Origin of the sequence: Streptomyces sp. NPDC051172, assembly GCF_040682555.1 — a bacterium.
Taxonomy (GTDB): Bacteria; Actinomycetota; Actinomycetes; order Streptomycetales; family Streptomycetaceae; genus Streptomyces.
Genome location: NZ_JBFBBE010000065.1, coordinates 25615 through 47802, shown reverse-complemented (window position 1 = coordinate 47802; position 22188 = coordinate 25615). Strand labels below are relative to the sequence as shown.

General features: G+C 71.8%; 13 protein-coding genes and 1 pseudogene. 11 read left to right on the top strand and 3 right to left on the bottom strand.

What is annotated here, in order from left to right; translation table 11 throughout:
- The first annotated feature begins 2 nt into the window (after positions 1–2).
- The 8 genes from AB0N07_RS31855 (at position 3) to moeZ (ending at position 10116) form a co-directional block, all read left to right on the top strand.
- Entirely contained in the window at positions 3–1007 is a 1005-nt protein-coding gene (locus AB0N07_RS31855; protein ID WP_365840975.1) for an ABC transporter permease, read from the top strand.
- Positions 1004–2002 (top strand): ABC transporter permease, encoded by a 999-nt coding sequence (locus tag AB0N07_RS31850; RefSeq protein ID WP_365840973.1) that lies wholly within the window; start codon positions 1004–1006, stop codon positions 2000–2002. The genes AB0N07_RS31855 and AB0N07_RS31850 overlap by 4 nt, the downstream gene beginning before the upstream one ends.
- On the top strand, positions 1999–3675 hold the full coding sequence (locus AB0N07_RS31845; protein ID WP_365840971.1) for an ABC transporter ATP-binding protein: 1677 nt from the start codon (positions 1999–2001) through the stop codon (positions 3673–3675). The genes AB0N07_RS31850 and AB0N07_RS31845 overlap by 4 nt, the downstream gene beginning before the upstream one ends.
- Before the next feature lie 190 nt (positions 3676–3865).
- Positions 3866–5590, top strand: a complete 1725-nt coding sequence (locus AB0N07_RS31840; protein WP_365840969.1) for a DUF3492 domain-containing protein — start codon at positions 3866–3868, stop codon at positions 5588–5590.
- Positions 5587–7002 (top strand): hypothetical protein, encoded by a 1416-nt coding sequence (locus AB0N07_RS31835; protein ID WP_365840967.1) that lies wholly within the window; start codon positions 5587–5589, stop codon positions 7000–7002. The genes AB0N07_RS31840 and AB0N07_RS31835 overlap by 4 nt, the downstream gene beginning before the upstream one ends.
- Positions 7003–7177: 175 nt before the next feature.
- Positions 7178–8137, top strand: a complete 960-nt coding sequence (locus tag AB0N07_RS31830) for an NAD-dependent epimerase/dehydratase family protein (protein ID WP_365840965.1) — start codon at positions 7178–7180, stop codon at positions 8135–8137.
- Positions 8125–8874 (top strand): spherulation-specific family 4 protein, encoded by a 750-nt coding sequence (locus AB0N07_RS31825; RefSeq protein ID WP_365840963.1) that lies wholly within the window; start codon positions 8125–8127, stop codon positions 8872–8874. The genes AB0N07_RS31830 and AB0N07_RS31825 overlap by 13 nt, the downstream gene beginning before the upstream one ends.
- A 63-nt stretch (positions 8875–8937) precedes the next feature.
- A complete protein-coding gene (moeZ, locus tag AB0N07_RS31820) occupies positions 8938–10116 on the top strand; it encodes an adenylyltransferase/sulfurtransferase MoeZ (protein ID WP_365840961.1) in 1179 nt (392 codons plus the stop codon).
- A 62-nt stretch (positions 10117–10178) separates the two neighbouring features.
- Here moeZ and AB0N07_RS31815 read toward each other — a convergent pair whose 3' ends face one another.
- The 3 genes from AB0N07_RS31815 to AB0N07_RS31805 form a co-directional block, all read right to left on the bottom strand.
- Positions 10179–11735: an alpha/beta hydrolase gene (locus AB0N07_RS31815; RefSeq protein WP_365840959.1), complete on the bottom strand. Its 1557-nt coding sequence runs from the start codon at positions 11733–11735 to the stop codon at positions 10179–10181.
- A gap of 135 nt (positions 11736–11870) precedes the next feature.
- Positions 11871–13424, bottom strand: coding sequence for an alpha/beta hydrolase (locus tag AB0N07_RS31810; protein WP_365840957.1), 1554 nt, complete (start codon positions 13422–13424; stop codon positions 11871–11873).
- A 76-nt stretch (positions 13425–13500) separates the two neighbouring features.
- Positions 13501–16245: a lysylphosphatidylglycerol synthase domain-containing protein gene (locus tag AB0N07_RS31805; protein ID WP_365840954.1), complete on the bottom strand. Its 2745-nt coding sequence runs from the start codon at positions 16243–16245 to the stop codon at positions 13501–13503.
- A 186-nt stretch (positions 16246–16431) separates the two neighbouring features.
- Here AB0N07_RS31805 and AB0N07_RS31800 point away from each other — a divergent pair, with 186 nt between their 5' ends.
- The 3 genes and pseudogenes from AB0N07_RS31800 to AB0N07_RS31790 form a co-directional block, all read left to right on the top strand.
- A complete protein-coding gene (locus AB0N07_RS31800) occupies positions 16432–16818 on the top strand; it encodes an MGMT family protein (protein ID WP_365840952.1) in 387 nt (128 codons plus the stop codon).
- Positions 16819–17075: 257 nt separating this feature from the next.
- Complete coding sequence (locus tag AB0N07_RS31795) at positions 17076–20489, top strand: ATP-dependent DNA helicase (RefSeq protein ID WP_365840949.1); 3414 nt, start codon at positions 17076–17078, stop codon at positions 20487–20489.
- Positions 20490–20609: 120 nt separating this feature from the next.
- Positions 20610–22094 (top strand): annotated as a pseudogene (locus tag AB0N07_RS31790) (ATP-dependent helicase); the annotation flags it as partial.
- Between the last annotated feature and the right edge of the window lie 94 nt (positions 22095–22188).

Genomic DNA, 22188 nt, shown 5'->3' with positions numbered 1-22188 from the left:
CCGTGAGCGAGGCACTTGTCGTCACCCAGGTCCCCGAGGTCTCCTCCTCGGGGGCCTCGGGGGCCCGTCAGTTCTGGCGGCGGCTGCGCACGCAGCGCGCCGCCCTCGTCGCCGCGGCCGTCGTCGCGCTGCTGGTCCTGGTCGCGCTCGCCGCGCCCCTCCTCACCGCCATCGAGGGCCAGGACCCCACCACGTACCACCCCTCGCTCGTCGACTCCGCGCGCGGAGGCGTGCCGACCGGCTCCTTGGGGGGCATCAGCGGGGACCACTGGCTGGGTGTCGAGCCGCAGACCGGTCGGGATCTGTTCGCCCGGCTGGTGTACGGGGCGCGGGTCTCGCTGGGGGTCGCACTCGCCGCGACGGTCATCCAGGTCGTCGTGGGTGTGGTGATGGGCATCGCCTCCGCACTCGGCCGTGGATGGGTTGATCAACTGTTGAGCCGGATCACCGACATCTTCGTCGCCATGCCATTGATGATCATGTCGTTGGCCCTGCTCGCGATCGTCCCGGCGAGCTTCCCGCGACCTGTACTGGTCACCCTGGTCATCGGGTTCCTCGCCTGGGGCAACATCGCCAAGATCGTGCGCGCCCAGACGCTCACCCTGAAGGGGCTCGACTACGTCTCCGCCGCGCGGCTCAGCGGCTGGGGCACCTGGCGCATCGCTCGCAGGGAGTTGCTGCCAGGTCTCGCCGCGCCGGTCATCACGTACGCCGCGATCCTCATGCCGGTCAACATCAGCATCGAGGCCGCTCTGTCCTTCCTCGGCGTCGGCGTGAAGCCGCCGACGCCGTCCTGGGGACAGATGCTCACCGCCGCGGACGTCTGGTACCAGGCGGCCCCGCAGTACCTGCTGCTCCCGGCGGGCTCGCTGTTCGTCACCGTCCTCGCGCTGACCGTCCTCGGCGACGGCGTCCGCGTCGCCCTGGACCCACGCGCGGCCTCGCGTCTGAGCGTCGGAACGGGCAGCAGGCGTGAGGCCAAGGCCGACAAGGAGGAAACCGCATGAGCGGCTTCGGAGGCTTCCTCCTGCGTCGCACCATCGGCGCCGTGGTGACCCTGCTGGCCATCTCGGTGATCGTCTACGTCGTCTTCTACGCCACCCCCGGCAACGTCGCCCAGATCACCTGCGGCCCGCGCTGCTCCCCGGAGCAGGTGCACCAGGTGGCGCAGCAACTGAAGCTCGGCGATCCGCTGTACCTGCGCTACTGGCACTTCCTGGAGGGCCTGGTCGTCGGCCAGGACTACTCCACGGGCACCTCGGTGGAGCACTGCTCGGCCCCCTGCCTCGGGCTCTCCTACCAGAGTGACCAGCAGGTCATGGCCATCATCCTCACGAAGCTCCCGGTGAGCCTCTCGCTCGTGCTCGGCGCGATGGTGCTGTGGTTGGTGCTCGGCGTCGGAACCGGTGTGCTCTCCGCCTGGCGACGCGGCCGGTTCACCGAGCGTGTGCTGACCGCCCTCACCCTGGCGGGCTGGGCCACGCCGGTCTTCGTCATCGGGCTGGCCCTGATGATCGTCGTCTGCGGCGAACTGCAGCTGCTGCCCTTCCCGCAGTACGTGAACTTCACCGACGACCCCGAGCAGTGGGCGTGGAACCTGCTCCTGCCCTGGCTCTCGCTCGCCCTCATCGAGGCCGCCGCGTTCGCCCGGCTGACCAGGTCGTCGATGCTGGAGACCCTGGCCGAGGACCACATCCGCACGTTCCGGGCCTACGGCGTCGCCGAGCCGACGATCGTGGGACGGCATGCGCTGCGCGGAGCGCTGGCGCCCGTCATCGCGCTGAACGCCAACAACGTCGGCTCAGCGATCGGCGGAGCCGTGCTCACCGAGACCCTCTTCGGCCTTCCCGGCATCGGCCAGGAACTCGTCCACGCCGTCAATGTGGTCGACCTGCCGGTCGTCGTCGGCATGGTCCTGGTGATCGGCTTCTTCGTGGTCCTCGCCAACGCCGTCGCGGACGTGCTGTACGCGGTGGCCGACCGACGGGTGGTACTGACGTGAGTCTCGTCCAAGTCACGGATCTCTCCGTCGAGTTCGGCGACCTGCGGGCCGTCGACGGCCTCTCCTTCCGCCTGGACCAGGGCGCCGCCCTCGCCCTGGTCGGCGAGTCCGGTTCCGGGAAGTCCACCGTCGCCTCGGCGCTGCTGGGGCTGCACCGCGGCACCGGCACGCGGGTCGGCGGCTCGATCGAGGTCGCCGGCACCGACGTACAGCAGGCGTCGGAGGACGAACTGCGGCGGCTGCGCGGCGCACAGGCTGCGATGGTCTTCCAGGACCCCCTGTCGTCCCTCGACCCGTACTACGCGATCGGCGACCAGATCGCCGAGGTGTACCGCGTGCACACGCGTGTGTCACGACGGGCGGCACGCGCGCGTGCGGTGGAGGTGCTCGACCGGGTGGGAATCGTGGACGCACAACGCCGGTCCCGTTCCCGTCCGCACGAGTTCAGCGGCGGCATGCGCCAGCGCGCGCTCATCGCCATGGCGCTCGCCTGCGAGCCCGAGCTGCTGATCGCCGACGAGCCGACCACCGCGCTCGACGTCACCGTCCAGGCCCAGATCCTCGACCTGCTGCACACCCTGCGTGAGGAGACGGGCATGGGGCTGCTGCTCGTCACGCACGACGTGGGCGTCGCCGCCGAGAGCGTCGACGAGGTCCTCGTCATGCGACACGGGCGCGTGGTCGAGCACGGGCCGGTCACGGACGTACTGGACGCGCCGACGGAGCCCTACACACGGGACCTCCTGGCAGCGGTCCCGCGCGTGGACGCGCGGCGGACGGTACCCGGGGCCGCCCCGCAATCCGCGGCGGGGAGCGGCGGGATCGTCCTGCCGGAGGCTTCGGCGGAGAACGCCCGGGGTGTCTCTTCAGGTGCTTCCGGGGACGTCGTCCTGGAGGCGGCCGGGCTACGGCGTGAATTCGGGCGCGGCAAGCGGGCGTTCACCGCCGTGGACGACGTGTCGCTCACCCTCCGCCGTGGCGAGACCCTCGGAGTCGTCGGCGAGAGCGGCAGCGGAAAGACGACGCTCGGGCGGATGCTGGTCGGGCTGCTGGAACCGACGGCCGGAGAAGTCCGTTACGAAGGGCACGCGCGCGTGGGCGTGAATCCGGCCGTCCAGATGGTGTTCCAGGACCCCGTCTCCTCCCTCAATCTCCGTCGCAGCGTGGGCGAGTCGATCGCCGATCCGCTACGCGCGCGTGGAGAGCGGGACGAGAAGGGCATCAGGCAGCGCGTGACGGAACTGCTGGAGCGCGTGGGGCTCGAAGGGGCCCACTACGACCGCTACCCGCACGAGTTCAGCGGCGGTCAGCGCCAGCGCGTGGGCATCGCCCGGGCACTCGCGGCCGACCCGCGCGTCATCGTCTGCGACGAGCCCGTCTCCGCGCTGGACGTGACCACGCAGGCCCAGGTGGTGGCCCTGCTCGGCGAGCTGCAGCGCGAGCTCGGGCTCGCGCTGGTCTTCGTCGCCCATGACCTCGCCGTCGTACGACAGGTCAGCGACCGGGTCGCGGTGATGCGCCGCGGCCGGATCGTCGAGTCCGGACCCGCCGACGAGGTGTACGACAACCCCCAGGAGCCGTACACCAAACAGCTGCTCGCCGCCGTACCGGCACTCGACCCCCAGGTCGCGGCCCGACGCAGGGCTGTCCGGCGGGAACTGGCCGCGGCCTGACGTAACGTAACTGCTTGATCTCTTAGCGCGATCGAACGCGATCCGCACGGGAAAGTTACGACCGTTCACCCCTTTTGGTGGCGCGATGGACAACCGTCCGTCGCGCCACCGCCTTGTCCGCATACGTTCTTCCCGCTGCGAGCCGCCGGGTCAACGGCGGCTCCCCATACGGGAGATCGGGGGTGCGCTCGTGCGCATCGGACTGCTTACGGAGGGTGGCTATCCGTATGTGAACGGTGACGCCAGGCTCTGGTGCGACCGGCTCGTGCGCGGGCTCGGGCAGCACGAGTTCGATGTCTACGCACTCAGCCGCAGCGAGCGCCAGGAGAGCGAGGGCTGGGTCGCGCTCCCGCCGCAGGTCGGCCGGGTGCGGACGGCGCCGCTGTGGACGGCCGAAGACGACGGGACGAGCTACGGGCGCCTGGCACGGCGGCGGTTCGCCGAGTGCTATGGGGAGTTGGCGGCCGCGCTGTGCGCGGGGACCGCCGGGGATCCTTCCGGCGGTTGGGGGGAGGCCTCGGCCACTGAGGCGGACCGTTTCGGCAGTGCGCTGTACGGGCTCGCCGAACTCGCCCGCGACGAGCGCGGCCTGGTGGGAGCGCTCCGCTCCGAGGCCGCCGTACGAACCCTGGAACGCGCCTGTCGTGCGCCGGGCGCCCGAGCGGCGCGTGAGGCGCGTGTACCGGATCTGCTCGCCGTCACCGCTCACCTGGAACGCGCCCTGCGCCCTCTCTCGCTCGACTGGTACGAGGACGACGACCTCGGCGCGGCGGACCTGTGCCACGCGACGTCCGGCGGGTCCGCGGCCCTGCCCGGGCTGCTCGCCCGCCACTTCCACGGCGTGCCCCTGCTGCTGACCGAGTACGGCGTGCGACTGCGCACGCACTACCTGGCCGCCACGGACGCGTCACCCGCCGTACGGTCCCTGCTCGCCGCCTTCCACGGCAGGCTCGCCGCCGAGATCTACGACCGGGCCACGATCGTCACGCCTGGCAACGCGCATGCCCGCCGCTGGCAGGAACGGTGCGGCGCCGACCGCGCGAAGCTCCGCACGGTCTACCCGGGCATGGACGCCTCCCGCTTCGCCGAGGTCGGCGAGTCCCCCCAGTCCGCGGACCCCGACACGCTGGTCTGGGTCGGCCGCGTCGAACCCGCCAAGGACCTGGTGTCGCTGCTGCACGCCTTCGCGGAGATCCGCAAGGAGGCGCCGAAGGCTCTGCTGCGGATCGTCGGTGCCCCGGACAGCCCCGAAGGCGAGGCCTATCTCGGGCACTGCCGGGCGCTGGCCGCGCAGCTCTTCCCCGACGAGGCGGCAGGGCTGCACGCCGTCGGCGACAACCCGGTGTCCTTCGAGGAGATCGGCGGCCCGGAGCTGCCGACGCTCGCCGACGTGTACGCCGCCGGCGCCGTGACCGTGCTGTCCAGTGTCGTCGAGGGCTTCCCGATCAGCCTCGTCGAGGCGATGTTCTGCGGCCGCGCGACCGTCTCCACGGACGTCGGCGCGGTCGTGGAGGTCATCGGGGGCACGGGGCTCGTCGTACCGCCGCGCAACCCGCGGGCGCTCGCCGAGGCCTGCCTGGCGCTGCTGCGTGACCCCGAGCGCCGGGAGCGCCTGGGCGCCGCGGCACGCGCGCGTGCGCTCGAACTGTTCACCGTCGAGCAGAACACCACGGCATTTCACGGCATTTACCTGGAGATCGTCTCGCGCACCCCGGTGCGCCGCGTCGTCCTCGACGACACGGGAGAGCCCCTGCCGTTCGCCGTCCCCGCCGAGGCGCACCTGCCCGGCCGCTGGACCCACCCGGACGCGCGCGTGGTGGCCCGCGGCGGCCCCGGCTGGGCAACGGGCACCCCGGTACGCGCGACCTCACCGCGGCCCGCACCCCCGATGCCGGCCACCGAGGGGGCACGATGAGCGACTTGGGAGCACTGGACCGCCCTGGCACCCCGGACAGCCCCGGAGCCTGGGACGAACGGTCACAGGGATGGCTCGCGGGGGAGCCCGCCGGCTCGGACGCCGCCGGAGGGGAGACGGCACATGGTGGGCGCGGGGGCGATGACGCCCTGGCATGTCCACGTGCCGGCGCCGAAGCCTCGCCACGCATGCGTGGCGAGACCGAATTACCGGCCCGCGTGAGCGTTGATGCCGAAGCCCTGGCGCCTACGCGTGCGGATACCGAAGCCCCGGCGTCGGCGCAGGCAGACGCCGACTCCACGGCCGCCCCCCGTCAACCGGTTGCTCCCCGGCGCGCCGCCGCCGACCCCGTGAAGGCACTGATGCACCGTCACCGCGACTTGTGCGAACGGGCGGTGGACCCCTTGGAGATCGCTGCAGGTCTGGAGGCGCACGGCGTCACCGACCGGACCGCCGCACGCTTCCGGCACCGGGACGTCTTCTCCCTGGCTGAGGAGATGTACGCGCGCGTACCCCGCGACGGCGGCTCCCCTGCCGGCCCGGCAGCACTCAACGAGCCCCGGGCACGCGTCGACTGGGCCCTGCTCACCCTCCTGCCCGGAGCACTGTGCGCGGCGACCGTCACCGCCCTGCACCTCACCCATGGACAGGCCCGCGCGATCGCGGCCGCCGTCGGAGTCCTCGCCGTCGCTCTCGCCGTGCGCGCGGCGCTCATCCGCGGCCCCCTCGGCGCGACGGACCGCAGACCCCCGGGACCCCTCCCGCACGCGCCCGGCAGCCGGGTGAGCACGTACTGGCTCCTCGGGTACGCCCTCCTCGGCGACGGCCTCCTGCGCGCGGTCCTCGCCGGAGGCCCCGACGAACCCTGGCCCCTCGCCACGGCCCCCGTCCTGGCCCTCATGCTGGCTTGCGCACCCGCGGCCTGGAGCGCCCACCTCTTCGCCGTACGCGCCCGCCGCAGACTGATCGCCAGCCGTGCCCTGGAGGAGTACGCAGCCTCCGTACGACCGCTCCTCATCGCCATGTTCGCCCTGTTCCTGTGCGCGCTGACGGCCCTGCTCGCCGTGTGCGGTGCGGTCCTGGGTGAGCCCGCGGCCTACGCCCAGACCGTCACCCTGGGCGCCCTGCTGCTCCTCGCCCGCCTCCTCACCACGCACGGATTCACTCACGCCCCCGCGCTCGTCCTCACCTCCACGGCCGCGGCCGAGGTCACCGCCACGGCCACCGCCTTCGCGGGCCGCTTTCCGGGGGGCGGCTTCCTCGCCACCCCCGTGGAGACCCTCGTCGACTACTGGGGCCCCGGCAGCGTCCCGGCTCTCGCCTGCGGGGCAGCCGCGCTGACCCTGCTGATCCACGCGACCCGCACCCTCACCCGGGCCTCGGCCCATGCGCCCGCGGACCGGCCGTGCTGACGCGGCAGCCGCCCCCGGCGCACCCTCACGAGTCGCACGCACGCCGACGCGCTTCCGCCCACTCCCTGCCACAGGCGCCCGGCCCCGCCGCCCGAGGCAAGCGCACCACCCCCTCCGAAGGAGAACCCCAGATGATCACCTCCCGATCCGACATCTCGGCCCCGGGAGCCGCCCGATGAGAGTCCTGCTGATCGGAGCCAACGGCTACCTCGGCCGCTTCGTCGCCGACCGTCTGCTCGCCGACCCGGCCGTCCAGCTCACCGCGCTCGGCCGTGGCGACGACGCCGACGTCCGCTTCGACCTCGCGTCCGGCAGTCCCGGAGCCCTCACCCGCTTCCTCGACGCGGTCCACCCCGGCGTCGTCATCAACTGCGCCGGCGCCACCCGGGGCGGCGCTCGCGACCTCACCCGCCACAACACCGTCGCCGTCGCCACCGTCTGCGAGGCCCTGCGCCGCAGCGGCTGCGGCGCCCGCCTGGTGCAGATCGGCTGCGGCGCCGAGTACGGCCCGAGCCAGCCGGGTTCATCGACGGCGGAGGACGCCGTCCCGCGCCCCGGCGGCCCGTACGGCGTGAGCAAGCTCGCCGCCACCGAACTGGTCCTGGGCTCGGGCCTGGACGCCGTCGTCCTAAGGGTCTTCTCGCCGGCCGGCCCCGGCACCCCCGCCGGCTCGCCGCTCGGCCGCCTCGCCGAGGCCATGCGCCGCGCCATGCAGTCCGGCGACGGTGAACTCAAGCTCGGCGGCCTCGGCGTCCAGCGCGACTTCATCGACGTACGCGACGTTGCGCGCGCCGTGCACGCCGCCTCGCTCTCCGCCGCGCAGGGCGTCATCAACATCGGCTCGGGCCGCGCCGTCCGGCTGCGCGACGCCGCCGCCATGCTCGCCCGCGTGGCCGGATACGGCGGCGCGCTCCACGAACTCGACGGCCCGCCCGTCCCGCTGCGGGCCACCATCGGCCATCCCCGCAGCGAGTCCGACCACGCGGCTCCGGTCGCGTACCCGTACCCCGACGGCTGCGGCAGCTGGCAGCAGGCCGACGTGCGCACCGCACGCGACCGGCTCGGCTGGCGCCCCCGCATCAACCTCGAAGAGTCCCTCGCCGACATCTGGATGGAGGCGGCATGCCGTATCTGACCAGCACCAGAGCGGGCACCGCGAGCACCGACGTCCGCACCGGCTTCGGCATCCCCGGCTACGCACACCCCCTCGTCGCACCCACCGAGTGGGGCGAACTCACCCGCCCCGGAACGCCCTTGCACTGGGTCGTCCTCAACGTGGCCGACGGCCCCGGCTCCCGCCCCGACCCGCACTGCCTGGAGGCCGCAGGCCGCCTGCGCAACGCGGGCGTGAGGGTCCTCGGCCACCTCGACACCGCCTACGGGGCCCGCACCTTCGGCGAGGTGATCTCCGACGCGCACCGCTACACCGACTGGTACCAGGTCGACGGCTTCCTGCTGGACCGCTGCCCGACCGAACGCGTCTCGCTCCCCGAGGTCCGCCGCACCGTCACGACGCTCCGCGGGATCCGTGACGATGCCCACATCGTCCTCGGCCACGGCACTCACCCGCACCCCGGCTACGCCGAGAGCGCCGACCAGCTGGTCACCTTCTCCGGATCCTGGAGCGACTACCGCTGGTCGCAGGTGGCCGAGTGGACCGCGGACCACCCGCCCGAGCGCTTCTGCCACTTCGTCCACGGGGTGCCGCGCCCCCACCTGGAGGAAGCACTGCGCATCGCCCGCTGGCAGGGCGCCGCGACCATCTACTTCACCGACCGCACCGACCGGAGCGGCCGCACCGACCCCTGGGAGACCATGCCCGGCTACTGGGACGAAATCGTCTCGCGGATCGGAACGGGTGTCTCGGAATGAAGAAGGGCGTGGCAGTGTTACGGGGAGAACAACTGTAGTGATTGACCGACCAACGGAGTCCCCGTGTCGCTGCCACCCCTGGTCGAGCCAGCCTCTGAGCTCACCGTAGACGAGGTCCGCAGGTACTCCCGCCACCTGATCATCCCCGACGTCGGGATGGACGGGCAGAAGCGGCTGAAGAACGCCAAAGTGCTCTGTGTGGGCGCCGGCGGCCTGGGCTCGCCGGCGCTGATGTACCTGGCCGCGGCGGGCGTCGGCGCGCTCGGCATCGTGGAGTTCGACGAGGTCGACGAGTCGAACCTGCAGCGCCAGATCATCCACAGCCAGGCTGACATCGGCCGCTCCAAGGCCGAGTCCGCGCGCGACTCCGTCCTCGGCATCAACCCGTACGTGAACGTGATCCTTCACGAGGAGCGGCTCGAGGCCGACAACGTGATGGACATCTTCAGCCAGTACGACCTGATCGTCGACGGCACGGACAACTTCGCGACCCGCTACCTGGTCAACGACGCCTGTGTGCTGCTCAACAAGCCGTACGTGTGGGGTTCGATCTACCGCTTCGACGGCCAGGCCTCCGTCTTCTGGTCCGAGCACGGCCCCTGCTACCGCTGCCTGTACCCGGAGCCCCCGCCGCCGGGCATGGTCCCCTCCTGCGCCGAGGGCGGCGTCCTGGGCGTGCTGTGCGCGTCCATCGGCTCCATCCAGGTCACGGAGGCCATCAAGGTCCTCACCGGCACCGGTGAGCCCCTCGTCGGCCGCCTCATGATCTACGACGCCCTGGAGATGCAGTACCGCCAGGTCAAGGTCCGCAAGGACCCGAACTGCGCGGTCTGCGGCGAGAACCCCACCGTCACCGAACTCATCGACTACGAGGCCTTCTGCGGCGTCGTCTCCGAGGAGGCCCAGGAGGCGGCCGCCGGCTCGACGATCACTCCGAAGCAGCTCAAGGAGTGGATCGACGACGGCGAGAACATCGAGATCATCGACGTCCGTGAGATCAACGAGTACGAGATCGTCTCGATCCCCGGCGCCAAGCTGATCCCGAAGAACGAGTTCTTCATGGGCGCCGCCCTGGAGACCCTCCCGCAGGACAAGAAGATCGTCCTGCACTGCAAGACGGGTGTCCGCAGTGCGGAAGTCCTCGCGGTCCTGAAGTCCGCGGGCTTCTCCGACGCCGTACACGTCGGCGGCGGCGTGATCGGCTGGGTCAACCAGATCGAGCCGCACAAGCCGGTCTACTAGGCGCACGCCTTCCCGGGAGGGGCTCGGCACCACGGGTGCCGGGCCCCTTTCCGCTGCCCGGGCTACGAGGCGCAGACCTTTCCGTCCTTCGGCACCGTCCCGTTCAGCAGATACGCGTTCACCGTCGAGTCCACGCAGTCGCTCCCGTTCCCGTACGCGCCATGTCCCTCGCCCTTCCAGGTGAGCTCCACACCGACGCCCTTGCCCAGTTCGTCGGCCATCTTCCGGGCACCCTCGTAGGGCGTCGCCGGGTCGCCGGTGTTGCCGACCACGAGGATCGGGGCCGCGCCGGGCGCACTGGCCGGCGGGGTGTCCCACTGGCCGGCCACCGGCCAGTCGTGGCACCAGCCGGCGGTGTCCCAGCCCATGAAGTCGCCGAAAACGGGTGAGATCTTCTCGAACTGCGCAAGCCGCTTCTTCGTTTCGGCGGATGTCGGGCGCAGCTTGCTGTCCAGGCACGATATGACCCGTTGTGAGTGGGTCGTCGTCTCGTAGTGCCCCGAAGCGTCGCGGCCGTTGTAGCCGTCGGCCAGCGACAGCAGTTCCGAGCCGTCTCCGTTCTCGGCGGCGTTCAGAGCGCTGGTGAGACTGGGCCAGCTCTGCCTGGAGTAGAGGGGGTAGGTCAGTCCGGTCAGCGCGAGCGTCTGGGTGAGCTTGCGGCCGCTTGACGTCGGCAGCGGGCGGCTGTCGATCCGCTTCAGCAGGGCCGCGATCTTCTGTGATCCCTGCGCCGGGTCCTGTCCCGTCGACTTGAGGTAGTCGTCCAGCGCCCGCTGAAAGCCCCTGGCCTGGTTCTCGGCGTGCCCCACCATGTCGGCGCTCGGGTCGACCACGGCGTCCAGGACGAGTCGCGCGACCCTCTTCGGGAACAAGTGGGCGTAGACTCCGCCGAGTTCGGTGCCGTACGAGATGCCGAAGTAGTGCATCTTGGAGTCGCCCAGCACCTGGCGCATCAGGTCCATGTCGCGGGCGGTGTCGGTCGTCGAGGCGTGCGACATCAGCTTTCCGGCTGCCTTTGCGCAGCCCTTGCCGAAGTCGACGGCGTCCTGGAGGTACGCCTTCTCCTCGGCCGGGGTGTCCGGCGTGGTGTCCACCGATTCCGCGGCCTGGATCTCCTTGTCGCTGCGGCAGCGGATTCCCCCGCTCGATCCGACGCCGCGCGGGTCCCAGCTCACCAGGTCGTACTGTTCACGGAGTTTGGCGAAGGTGGGGCCGAAGGACGGCAGATAGGAGACTCCCGGGGCGCCGGGGCCACCGAAGTTGAACAGCAGCGAGCCGATGCGCTTGCCCCCGCGGGCCTCGGCGCGGATCAGTGCGAGGCCCATCGTCTCGCCTTGCGGCTTCGACCAGTCCAGCGGCACCTTGAGCGTCGCGCACTGCCAGTCGTTGCCCGGCGCCGGGGAGTCGTCGGTGGCCTTGCAGCGGCCCCAGGCGAGCTTTTGCGCGGTCAGCGAGGAGGGCAGCGCGACCGTAGTGCCGGAGGTGCCGGACGACGGCGAGGCGGCCGCGCTCGTCCTCCCGCCGCCCTTGCCGTCGTCGGACGACGAACCACTGCTGCAACCCCCCACCAGGAGCGCTGCGGCGGCCCACAGAGCCGTCCACCTTACGAATCGCGCCATGTGCGTCCCCCTCACGGGCCGTCCGCATCGAGCAGCAGACGGCTGTCAGGCCATCGTAGGCGGATCAAGGCAGACCTGCCGGAGCCTGTGGATAACCTTCTGACCTGCTGCTTCACCACGAACCCGCGTCGGGTCTCAGGAGCAGACGGTTCCGGCTGCCGGCACCTTTCCGTCCAGCAGATAGCCGTTCACGGCGGCCTGCACGCACTTGTTCTTGCTGTCGTAGGAGCCGTGCCCCTGTCCCTTGTACGTCAGCTCCACGCCGACGCCCTTGCCCAGCGAGTCCACCATCTTCTTCGCACCCTCGTACGGCGTGGCGGGGTCGCCGGTGTTGCCCACGACGAGGATCGGCGCGGCCCCGGGAGCGCTCACGTCCGGATGGTCGGCGGCACCCGCGACGGGCCAGTCGGTGCAGCTGAGCATGGACCAGGCCAGGAAGTCACCGAACAGCGGTGAGGCGGCCCGGAACTCGGGCAGTTTCTGCTCCACGTAGGCCGTGCTGTAACGGGGCTTTTCGTCGGCGCAGTTGATGGCGATGTTGGCGGGGGTGATGTTGCTGTACTCGCCGTTCTCGCTGCGCCCGTTCAGCGAGTCGGACAGCGCCATGAGGACCTTGCCGTCGCCGTTGTACGCCTGTTGCAGGCCTTCGGTGAGGTACTGCCAGTAGTCCTTGGAGTACAGGGCCTGCGCGATGCCGTTGGTGGCGGCGCTCTGGGTCAGCCGGCGGGGGAGGATGCCGGAGATCGGCTTCGCGTCGAGGTCCTGGAGCAGCTTGGCGATACGGTCCTTCACATCCTGCGGGGTGTCGCCGATCGGGCAGGCGCCGGCCTTCGCCGTGCAGTCCGCTGCGAAGTTGTCGAGCGCGAGCTGGAAGCCCTTGGCCTGCCCGAGAGAGCTCTGCTCGGCGTTCTGCGTCGGGTCGACCACCGCGTCGAGGACGGCGCGGCCCACCTTCTTCGGGAACAAGTGGGCGTAGACACCGCCGAGTTCCGTGCCGTACGAGATGCCGAAGTAGTACAGCTTGTCGTCGCCGAGGACCTGTCGCATGAGGTCCATGTCACGGGCCGCATCGGTGGTGCGCACATGCGGCAGCACCTTCTTGGAGTTCTTCTCGCAGGCCGCGTTGAACTTCTTGGTGTTGTCCAGGTATGCGGTGCGTTCGCTGGCGTCATCGGGGGTCGCGTCCTGCTGGAAGTACGCGTCGAGCTGCTGGTCGTTCTCGCATTTCACGGGGGCGCTGCTGCCCACGCCGCGCGGGTCGAAGCTGACCAGGTCGTAGCGGGTGCGCAGTTTCGCGTAGTCCTGGCCGAAGGCAGGCAGTGTGGTGACGCCCGAGCCGCCGGGCCCGCCGAAGTTGAAGACGAGCGAGCCGATGCGCTTGCTGCTGTCGCCGCTGGTCTTCGCCCGGATCAGCGCGATGCCGATCGTGTCCCCCTTGGGCTTCGCCCAGTCGAGGGGCGCCCTCATGGTGGCGCACTGCCACTGGCCGCCGTTCGGCAGAGGTGACGGGGCGTTGCCGCCGCCTTCCGCCGCGGACGGGGCCGGACAGTCCTTCCAGTCCAGCTTCTGGGCCGACAGGTTCCCGTCCTTGGCGTCCTTGGAGCTGTCACTGCAGCCCGCCAGCACGGAGGACAGCAGCAGGAGGGTGGCGGTCAGGGCGGCCGCGCGCGGGCGGAAAGGGTTCGGCATGCTCCCATCCTGTCGTCACGCGCGCGTGGGCGCTCGGGCACGGGCCGTACGAGGTAGGCCGGCTACGGTCTTCGTACTACAGTGCGCCCTTGCGTGACAGCTGGTTGAAGGCCAGCCAGCCCGGCAGTACCGGCAGCCACAGTGTCAGCAGCCGGAACAGCAGCACGGCGGGGGCCGCCACCTCCTTGGGGAGGCCCACGGCGATCAGTCCGACCGTCAGGGTCGCCTCCACGGCGCCCACGCCGCCCGGCGTCGGGGCCGCGGAACCGAGCGCGTTGCCGGCGAGGAAGACCACGGCGACGCTGGCGATGCTGAGCGAGGTCCCTGCCTGGCCGAAGGCGCGGATCGAGGCGTCCAGGCACATCACGAAGCAGGCGGTCAGCAGCAGCATGCCGCCGATGCCGGTGACGAGCTTCTGCGGCCGCTGCAGCACGTCCAGCATGCGCGGCACGACACCGGCGAAAAGCGACCGCACGCGCGTGGCGACGAATTTCCGCATGAACGGCACCGAGGTGACGACGAGGACGAGCACGGCCACCGTCAGCAGACCCGCGATGACGGTCCGGGACGGCGACAGGGACGGCGTCTTCTCGGTGCCGGTCAGATAGCCGAACGACAGCAGCATCAGGATGTGGCAGCCGAGCCCGAACAGCTGCGAGGCGCCGACGCTCGCCACCGCGAGCCCCGGGCGCACCCCCGCGCGCTGCAGGAAGCGCGTGTTGAGGGCGACGCCGCCCACCGCGGCCGGCGCGACGATCTTGACGAACGACCCGGCGACCTGCGCCGCCACGGCCCGCAGGAACGGCACCCGCTCCGGCACGAACCCGAGGAGGGCCATGGCAGCCGCGACGTAGCTCAGCGCCGAGAACAGCACGGCCGCGACGACCCAGCCCCACTGCGCGTTGGCGACCAGAGGACCGAACTCGATGTGGGTGAGCTGCGTCAGCAGGAAGTACGCGCCGATGGCACCGGCGATGAAACTGATCAGCGTCCGCGGCCGTACCCGCTCGAGCCGGGCCGGCTCGACCGGCGCCTGCGGCCTGATCAACAACACCTGGTGCCGGATCTGCGTGAGCAGGTCCTCCTCGCGCGCCTCGTCGATGGCCTCGTCGATGGCCCGCTTCTCGGCCCGCTGCTCAGCGCGTACGGCCTTCTTGTCGGGCTTTTCGAGTACGGGTCCGATCTCGTCCGGGGCCTCCTCCAGGCGGTCCTGTTTGGCCTGCCGGGACGCCTCCAGGACCGCCTCGCGCTCGCGATGGGCCCGTTCCCGGGCCAGCTTGCGCAGGGTCGCGCGGGAGGTGCGGCTGAGCGCGATGGGCTGCAGCATCGGCAGACAGTCGGCCACGTCGTCCGGGCCGAGCACGCCCACCGCCGACGCCACCGCACGCTCGGCGCCCACCCGCAGCCCGAGCGTCACCAGGAGCTGCGAGATGTCCATGCGCAGCAGCAGATCGCCGGCCGCGATCTCGCCGACCCGCAGGTCGGTGAGGATGACCGTGCCGGAACGATCCACCAGAATCGCATCGCCCACCAGCCTGCGGTGTGCGATGCGCCGGGACTGCAGTGCGCGAACCTGGTGCCAGGTGTCGTGCAGCAGCTCGTCGGTGATCTCCTCGTCCGCGAGGGTGTCGAGGGAGCGGCCGCCGGTGTGCTCGTAGACGAGCATCACCGCGTCGGGACCGAGCTCGGAGGTCGCGATCAGCTTGGGCGCGTTCGCGCCGGCCGCGATCGCCGCGTAGGCGAGCAGGGCCTCCTGCTCCAGTGCCTGGCGCAGCGACTGGAGGCTGCTGCGGGTGGCAAAGCCGCGCAGCGTCAGATTGCGCCACACGCGGTAGAAGAAGCCCTGCGCCTGCTGCTCCCGGTCGACGACCGTCACGTCCAGGGGCGGGCCGTCCTCCAGTGTGACGAAGTAGCGTCGTCCGCGGTCGCCGGTCTCCGGGGTCTCCGGCAGTTCCTCGCGCGACGCGGTCACCGGGCGGAATCCGACGTGCCGCAGGCCCGCCATCAGCGTCCGCCCGGTGGGGCGGACGTTGGGCGAGCCGACCGCGTACAGCGTCCCGTAGGCCACGGTCCAGCCGATCAGCACCGTCAGGATGATCGAGAACGGTGTCGTGTAGCCGGAGACGAGCATGGAGAACGCGTCGAGGAGCAGCACTGTCCACAGCACCGCGCGCCAGCGCGGCCGCCGCGACATGCCGACGGCCGTCATGTACGCGATGACCGGCGCGAGATAGCCGTGGACCGGGTCGGTCAGGGCGTGGATGTCGCCGGGGGAGGGCTGGGTGAGCGCCTCCTGGATGGAGCCGGGGGCGGCCTTGGCCACCCACAGGTCTGTGGCGAGAGTCACTCCGTGCGCGAGAACCGCCGCGAGGACGCCGTCGGCGATGCGCAGCCCGTCGCGCTTGATCAGCCGCTCGATCGCGAACGCGACCGGCACCAGCAGGATCGCGATGCTGGAGGCCAGGCCGGCGATCTTGATGAGCAGATCGGGCGCCTGCCCGGTGCCCTTGTTGATGTCCTGTTCGAGGCCCGAGGTGGTGCCGTGGGCGAACGCGGCGATCGCGAGCAGCAGGATGATCCCGAGCACGCCCACCAGGAGGCGCATCAGATCCGACGGACGGTGCACGCGCGCGGGGAGCAGCGGTTCGTCGCCCTCGACCTCGTCGTTGTGGACCTCGTCCAGGCAGTCGTCCTCGCCCGTGTCGACGTTCTTCGAAGCGGTGTCCCTGCCGTCGGTGACCGAGCCCGAGCCGGTGCCGGGGCGCGACGAAGCGTCAGAGGTGCTCTCGGCGTCCTCTGGGTGCGCACCCTGCTGCTTCATCGTCTCTTCTTGGTCTCGTATCACCAGTCACCGCCCGCATGATGGTGGCATGCTCCACCGACACACGGGGGCATCAGGGTGCAAGAGCGGGGCCGCACAGTCTGCCGGAAGCACCGCCCGGGGGCGAGGGACACACGTCGTTGCGAGCGCGTCACGCTGTCGGTGGCATGCGGCAGGATGGGCCGGATGAGCGAGGAGAGCCTTCCGCGGGACGCCGACCCGGGGCACGCGGACGCGCTGCCGGAGTACGCCGAGCGCGTACTCGAGGTCGCCGAACTGATCCCGCCCGGGCGTGTCATGACGTACGGGGACGTCTCCGAATGGCTGGAGCAGGGCGGGCCCCGTCAGGTCGGCCGGGTGATGGCCCTCTACGGGGGAGCCGTCCCGTGGTGGCGCGTCGTGCGCGCGGACGGCGCCCTGCTCCCGGGGCACGAACTGCGTGCTCTCGATCACTACCGCGCCGAGGGCACCCCCCTGAAAGAGGCGAGCAGGAGCGCCGAGGGGCACCTGCCGCGCCTCGACATGAGGCAGGCGCGATGGGACGGCGGCGAACGCGCAGACGGTCACACTTGAAAGCTTCCGCCATGGCACGGGCCAGTGTGTGACCCGTGATCCGTACGGGGGACGCGGGGCACGTTTGTGGCATGACGTACGTTCGTGAGGCGAGGGGCCTGCGGGGTGCGAGTGCCGCGAGGGAAGAAGAGGAAGCCCTGCTTCCGCAACCTGCGTCGGCGTAGCGTCGGCTGCACGCGCCCCCCTCACCTCCCGACCACCGCCGTGCACGCGCGGTGGCCCGACGACCAGTACGACCACCAGGACCGGCGAACCACGTGAGCTCCTCTTCCTCCACCAGGCGCCTGTCGCACCCCCAGGTGCGACAGGGGGGCCGTGGCGCCTACCGACTGCTGCGTACCCCGCCGATCCGACAGGATCCCCCTCGTCTTGACGCGCCACAGCGCTCCGTGGTTGACCACAGGGGCGGCCCGCTGCTCGTCCTCGCAGGTCCGGGCACCGGCAAGACCACCACGCTCGTCGAGTCCGTGGCGGCGCGGATCGCCCGTGGCGGGGACCCCGAGCGCATCCTGGTGCTGACGTTCAGCCGCAAGGCAGCCGTCGAACTGCGCGACCGCATGGCACTGCGCATAGGGGCGGCACGCGCCCCCCAGGCGACCACCTTCCACTCGTTCTGCTACGCCCTGGTCCGCGCCCACCAGGACAGCGACCTGTTCGTGGAGCCCCTGCGGCTGCTGTCCGGCCCCGAGCAGGACGTGACCGTCCGTGAACTGCTGGCGGGCCAGGCCGAACTGGAGCGGCTCGGCCTCGCGCATGTGCGCTGGCCCGACGAACTGCGGGCCTGCCTGACCACCCGGGGCTTCGCCGACGAGGTCCGTGCGGTCCTCGCCCGAAGCCGCGAACTGGGCCTGGGACCCGGCGCCCTGGACGCCTTCGCCCGCCGCATCGGCCGCCCGGACTGGCGTGCCGCGGCCACCTTCCTCGCCGAGTACCTCGACGTGCTCGACCTGCAGGGCGTGCTCGACTACGCGGAACTGGTCCACCGCGCGGTCCTCCTCGCCCGTCGCCCCGAGGCCGCCGAGCGGCTCGCCGCGCGCTACGACGCCGTCTTCGTGGACGAGTACCAGGACACCGACGCCGCCCAGGTACGGCTGCTGCACGCCCTCGCGGGCGGCGGCCGCACCCTCGTCGCCTTCGGTGACCCCGACCAGTCGATCTACGCGTTCCGCGGTGCGGACGTGGGCGGCATCCTCGAGTTCCCGGGCGCCTTCCCGCGCGCGGACGGCCGCCCCGCGCCCGTCGAGGTCCTGCGCACGTCGCGCCGCTCCGGTGCCGCCCTGCTCACAGCGACCCGGCTGCTCACCCAGCGCATGCCGCTCACCCGGCTCCCGGCGGAGAAGGTACGCGCGCATCGCGACCTGGCCCCGGTGCGGGACGGCGGCCGCGTCGAGGTGTACACGTACCCGACGCCCGGCACCGAGCTGGACAACATCGCCGACATCCTGCGCCGGGCACACCTGGAGGACGGCGTCCCCTGGCGTGAGATGGCCGTACTGGTGCGGGCCGGATCGCGCACCATTCCCACGGTCCGCCGGGCGCTCACCGCGGCGGGCGTGCCCCTGGACATCGACGGTGACGACCTGCCGCTGCGGCACGAACCGGCCGTGGCGCCGCTGCTGACGGCACTGCGGGCGGTGGCCGAGGCGGAGGCGGCGGGGACCGAGGTGCCGGACGCCGCAGGTGCCGAGCCCGCCTCCGAAGGCGTCCTGCCGGAGGAGGACGGTCCTGCAGAGGCCGTCTCTCCAGGGCTCGTCCCCGAGGAGTCCGAGACCGGCGCGTGCTGGCTCGGCACAGAAACCGCCCTGACCCTGCTGGCCTCCCCCCTCGCCGGCATGGACGCCGCCGACCTGCGCCGCCTCGGGCGTGCCCTGCGCGACGAGGAGCGGGCCGCGGGAAACCCGTTGCCGCCGCCCTCGGACGAGCTGCTCGCGCGGGCGCTGGCCGAACCGGAGCGCCTCGTCGCGCACGACCCCGCGTACGCGCGTGGCGCCCAGCGGCTCGGCGCACTGCTGCGCACCGCCCGTGAGCGTCTCGCCAGCGGCGGCACGGTCGAAGAGGCCCTGTGGGACCTGTGGGACGGCACACCGTGGCCGACCCGGCTGGAGCGGTCCGCGCGGCGCGGCGGCGCCGCCGGCCGCAACGCCGACCGCGACCTGGACGCCGTGTGCGCACTGTTCGCGACCGCCGCGCGCGCGGAGGAGCGCACCGGCGGCCGGGGCGCCCTCAACTTCCTGGAGGAGGTCGAGGCCGAGGACATCGCCGCCGACACACTCACGCGGCGTGCCGTCCGCCCCGATGCCGTCCGCCTGATGACCGCGCACCGCGCCAAGGGCCTGGAGTGGCGCCTGGTCGTCGTCGCGGGCGTGCAGGAGGGACTGTGGCCGGACCTGCGCCGCCGGGGCTCCCTCCTGGAGGCCGACCGCATCGGCCGTGACGGACTCGCCGAACCGCTCACCCCGGGCGCGCTGCTCGCGGAGGAACGCCGCCTGTTCTACGTGGCCGCCACGCGTGCGCGTGAACGTCTCGTCGTCACCGCCGTGAAGGCCCCCGCGGACGACGGTGACCAGCCCTCCCGCTTCCTCACCGAACTCGGCGTCGAACCCAGGGACGTCACGGGCCGCCCGCGCCGCCCGCTGTCCGTCGCGGCGCTCGTCGCCGAACTGCGCGCCACCACCGTCGACCCACGCGTCTCGGACACCCTCAGAGAGGCCGCCGCCCACCGCCTGGCCCGGCTCGCCGCGCTCGCCGACGAGGACGGCCGCCCACTCGTCCCGTCCGCCCATCCCTACCGCTGGTGGGGCATGTACGAACCGACCGAGAGCAAGGTGCCGCTGCGCAACCGCGACCAGCCCGTCGTGCTCTCGGGCAGCGCCCTCGACCAGCTCGCCAACACCTGCGCCCTGCAGTGGTTCCTGGGCCGCGAGGTGAAGGCCGACGCGCCCGCGACGGCCGCCCAGGGCTTCGGCAACGTGGTGCACGTCCTCGCCGACGAGGTCGCCTCCGGACACACCCCCGCCGACCTCGCCGTCCTCATGGAGCGCCTCGACTCCGTGTGGAACGCGCTCGCCTTCGACGCGCCCTGGAAGTCGGCGCAGGAGAAGGAGAACGCGCGCGTGGCGCTCGAACGCTTCCTGAAGTGGCACGTCGACACCGGCGGCGCCCGCGCCGGCCGGACCCCGGTGGCCAGTGAGCACGGCTTCGACGTCACCCTCGAAGCGGGCGACTACGAGGTCCGCATCCGCGGCTCCATGGACCGCGTCGAGGCCGACGGTGAGGGCCGCGCCTACGTCGTCGACTTCAAGACCGGCAAACAGGCGCCCACCGCCCGCGAGGTGGCGCGCCACCCCCAGCTCGCCGTCTACCAGCTCGCCGTCCGCGAAGGCGCCGTCGACGAGGCCTTCGACGGCGCGCGTCCCGAACCCGGCGGCGCCGAACTGGTCCAGCTGCGCCAGGGCGCCGCCCTGCGCGACGGCGGCGAGACCCTGCCCAAGGTGCAGGCCCAGGACCCCGTCGAAGGCGCGGCGGGGGAGTGGGTCGGCGAACTGCTGGCCAACGCCGCCGGAAAGGTCCTCGACGAACGGTTCACACCCAGCGCCGGCCAGCACTGTTCACACTGCGCCTTCCAGGCGTCCTGCAGTGCGAGACCCGAAGGGCGCCACGTGGTCGAGTGACGCGGGTGATCTTCCGGGCCCTCTGTGATCGACCCCACCACGCGTGCTGACCTGCGCTCCTCCCCGCCCGAGGGTCGATTCCGGCCTCCACTGTCAGTGGCCGCCGCTAGCCTTCCTGACGTGCCGCCCCGTATCACCGATCCCGATCAGCTCAAGGAGCTCCTGGGGATTCCGTTCACCCCGGAGCAGACGGCCTGCATCATCGCGCCGCCTGCCCCGCAGGTGATCGTGGCCGGAGCCGGATCGGGCAAGACGACGGTGATGGCGGCCCGCGTGGTGTGGCTGGTCGGCACCGGCCAGGTCGCCCCCGAGCAGGTCCTCGGCCTCACCTTCACCAACAAGGCGGCCGGCGAACTCGCCGAGCGCGTCCGCAAGGCACTCGTCAAGGCAGGCGTCACCGACCCGGACGTCATCGACCCGGACAATCCGCCGGGCGAGCCCGTGATCTCGACGTACCACGCCTTCGCGGGCCGCCTCCTGACCGACCACGGCCTGCGCATCGGCCTCGAACCGACCGCCCGTCTGCTCGCCGACGCCACCCGCTACCAGCTCGCCGCGCGCGTGCTGCGTGAGGCCCCGGGCCCCTACCCGGCCCTCACCCGCTCCTTCGCGGACCTCGTCAGCGACCTGCTCGCCCTCGACGCCGAACTCGCCGAGCACCTCGTACGGCCCGAGGAACTGCGCGCGTACGACACCGGGCTGCTGCGCACCCTGGAGGGCGCCAAACTCACCAACGCCGACCTGCGCAAGGTCCCCGAAGCGGCCGCCGCCCGCCGTGAACTCGCCGACCTGGTGGTCCGCTACCGCGCCGCCAAACGCGAGCGCGACCTCCTCGACTTCGGCGACCAGATCGCCCTGTCCGCACAGCTCGCCCGCATCCCCGAGGTGGGCCGCATCTTGCGCGACGAGTTCCGTGTGGTCCTCCTCGACGAGTACCAGGACACCTCGGTCGCCCAACGCATCCTCCTGGCGGGCCTGTTCGGCGACGGCACCGGCCACCCCGTGACCGCCGTCGGCGACCCCTGCCAGGCGATCTACGGCTGGCGCGGCGCTTCCGTCGCCAACCTGGACGACTTCCCGGAGCACTTCGCGCACCCCGGCGGCCATCCGGCCACCCGCCAGGCACTGAGCGAGAACCGCCGCAGCGGCGGCCGTCTCCTCGACCTCGCCAACGGCCTCGCGGAGCCCCTCCGCGCCATGCACGCGGGCGTGGAGGCCCTCCGCCCGGCCCCCGGCGCCGAACGCGACGGCATCGTGCGCTGTGCGCTGCTGCCCACCCACGCCGAGGAGATCGACTGGATCGCCGACTCCATCGCCCACCTCGTCAACACGGGGAAGGCGCCCGGTGAGATCGCCGTCCTGTGCCGTACGGCAACCGACTTCGCCGAGATCCAGGGTGCGCTCGTCGCCCGGGACGTCCCCGTCGAGGTGGTCGGCCTGTCCGGGCTGCTGCACCTGCCCGAGATCGCCGACCTGGTCGCCGTCTGCGAGGTCCTCCAGGACCCAGGTGCCAACGCCTCCCTGGTCCGTCTGCTGACCGGCCCGCGCTGGCGCATCGGCCCCCGCGACCTCGCCCTCCTGGGACGCCGCGCCCGGCTCCTCGTCGTGACACGCTCGTCCCCGACGAACTCAAGCACGTCTTCGACACCATCAAGGCCGAGCACGCACTCACCGTGCGCGAGGTGCTCAAGGTGACCGG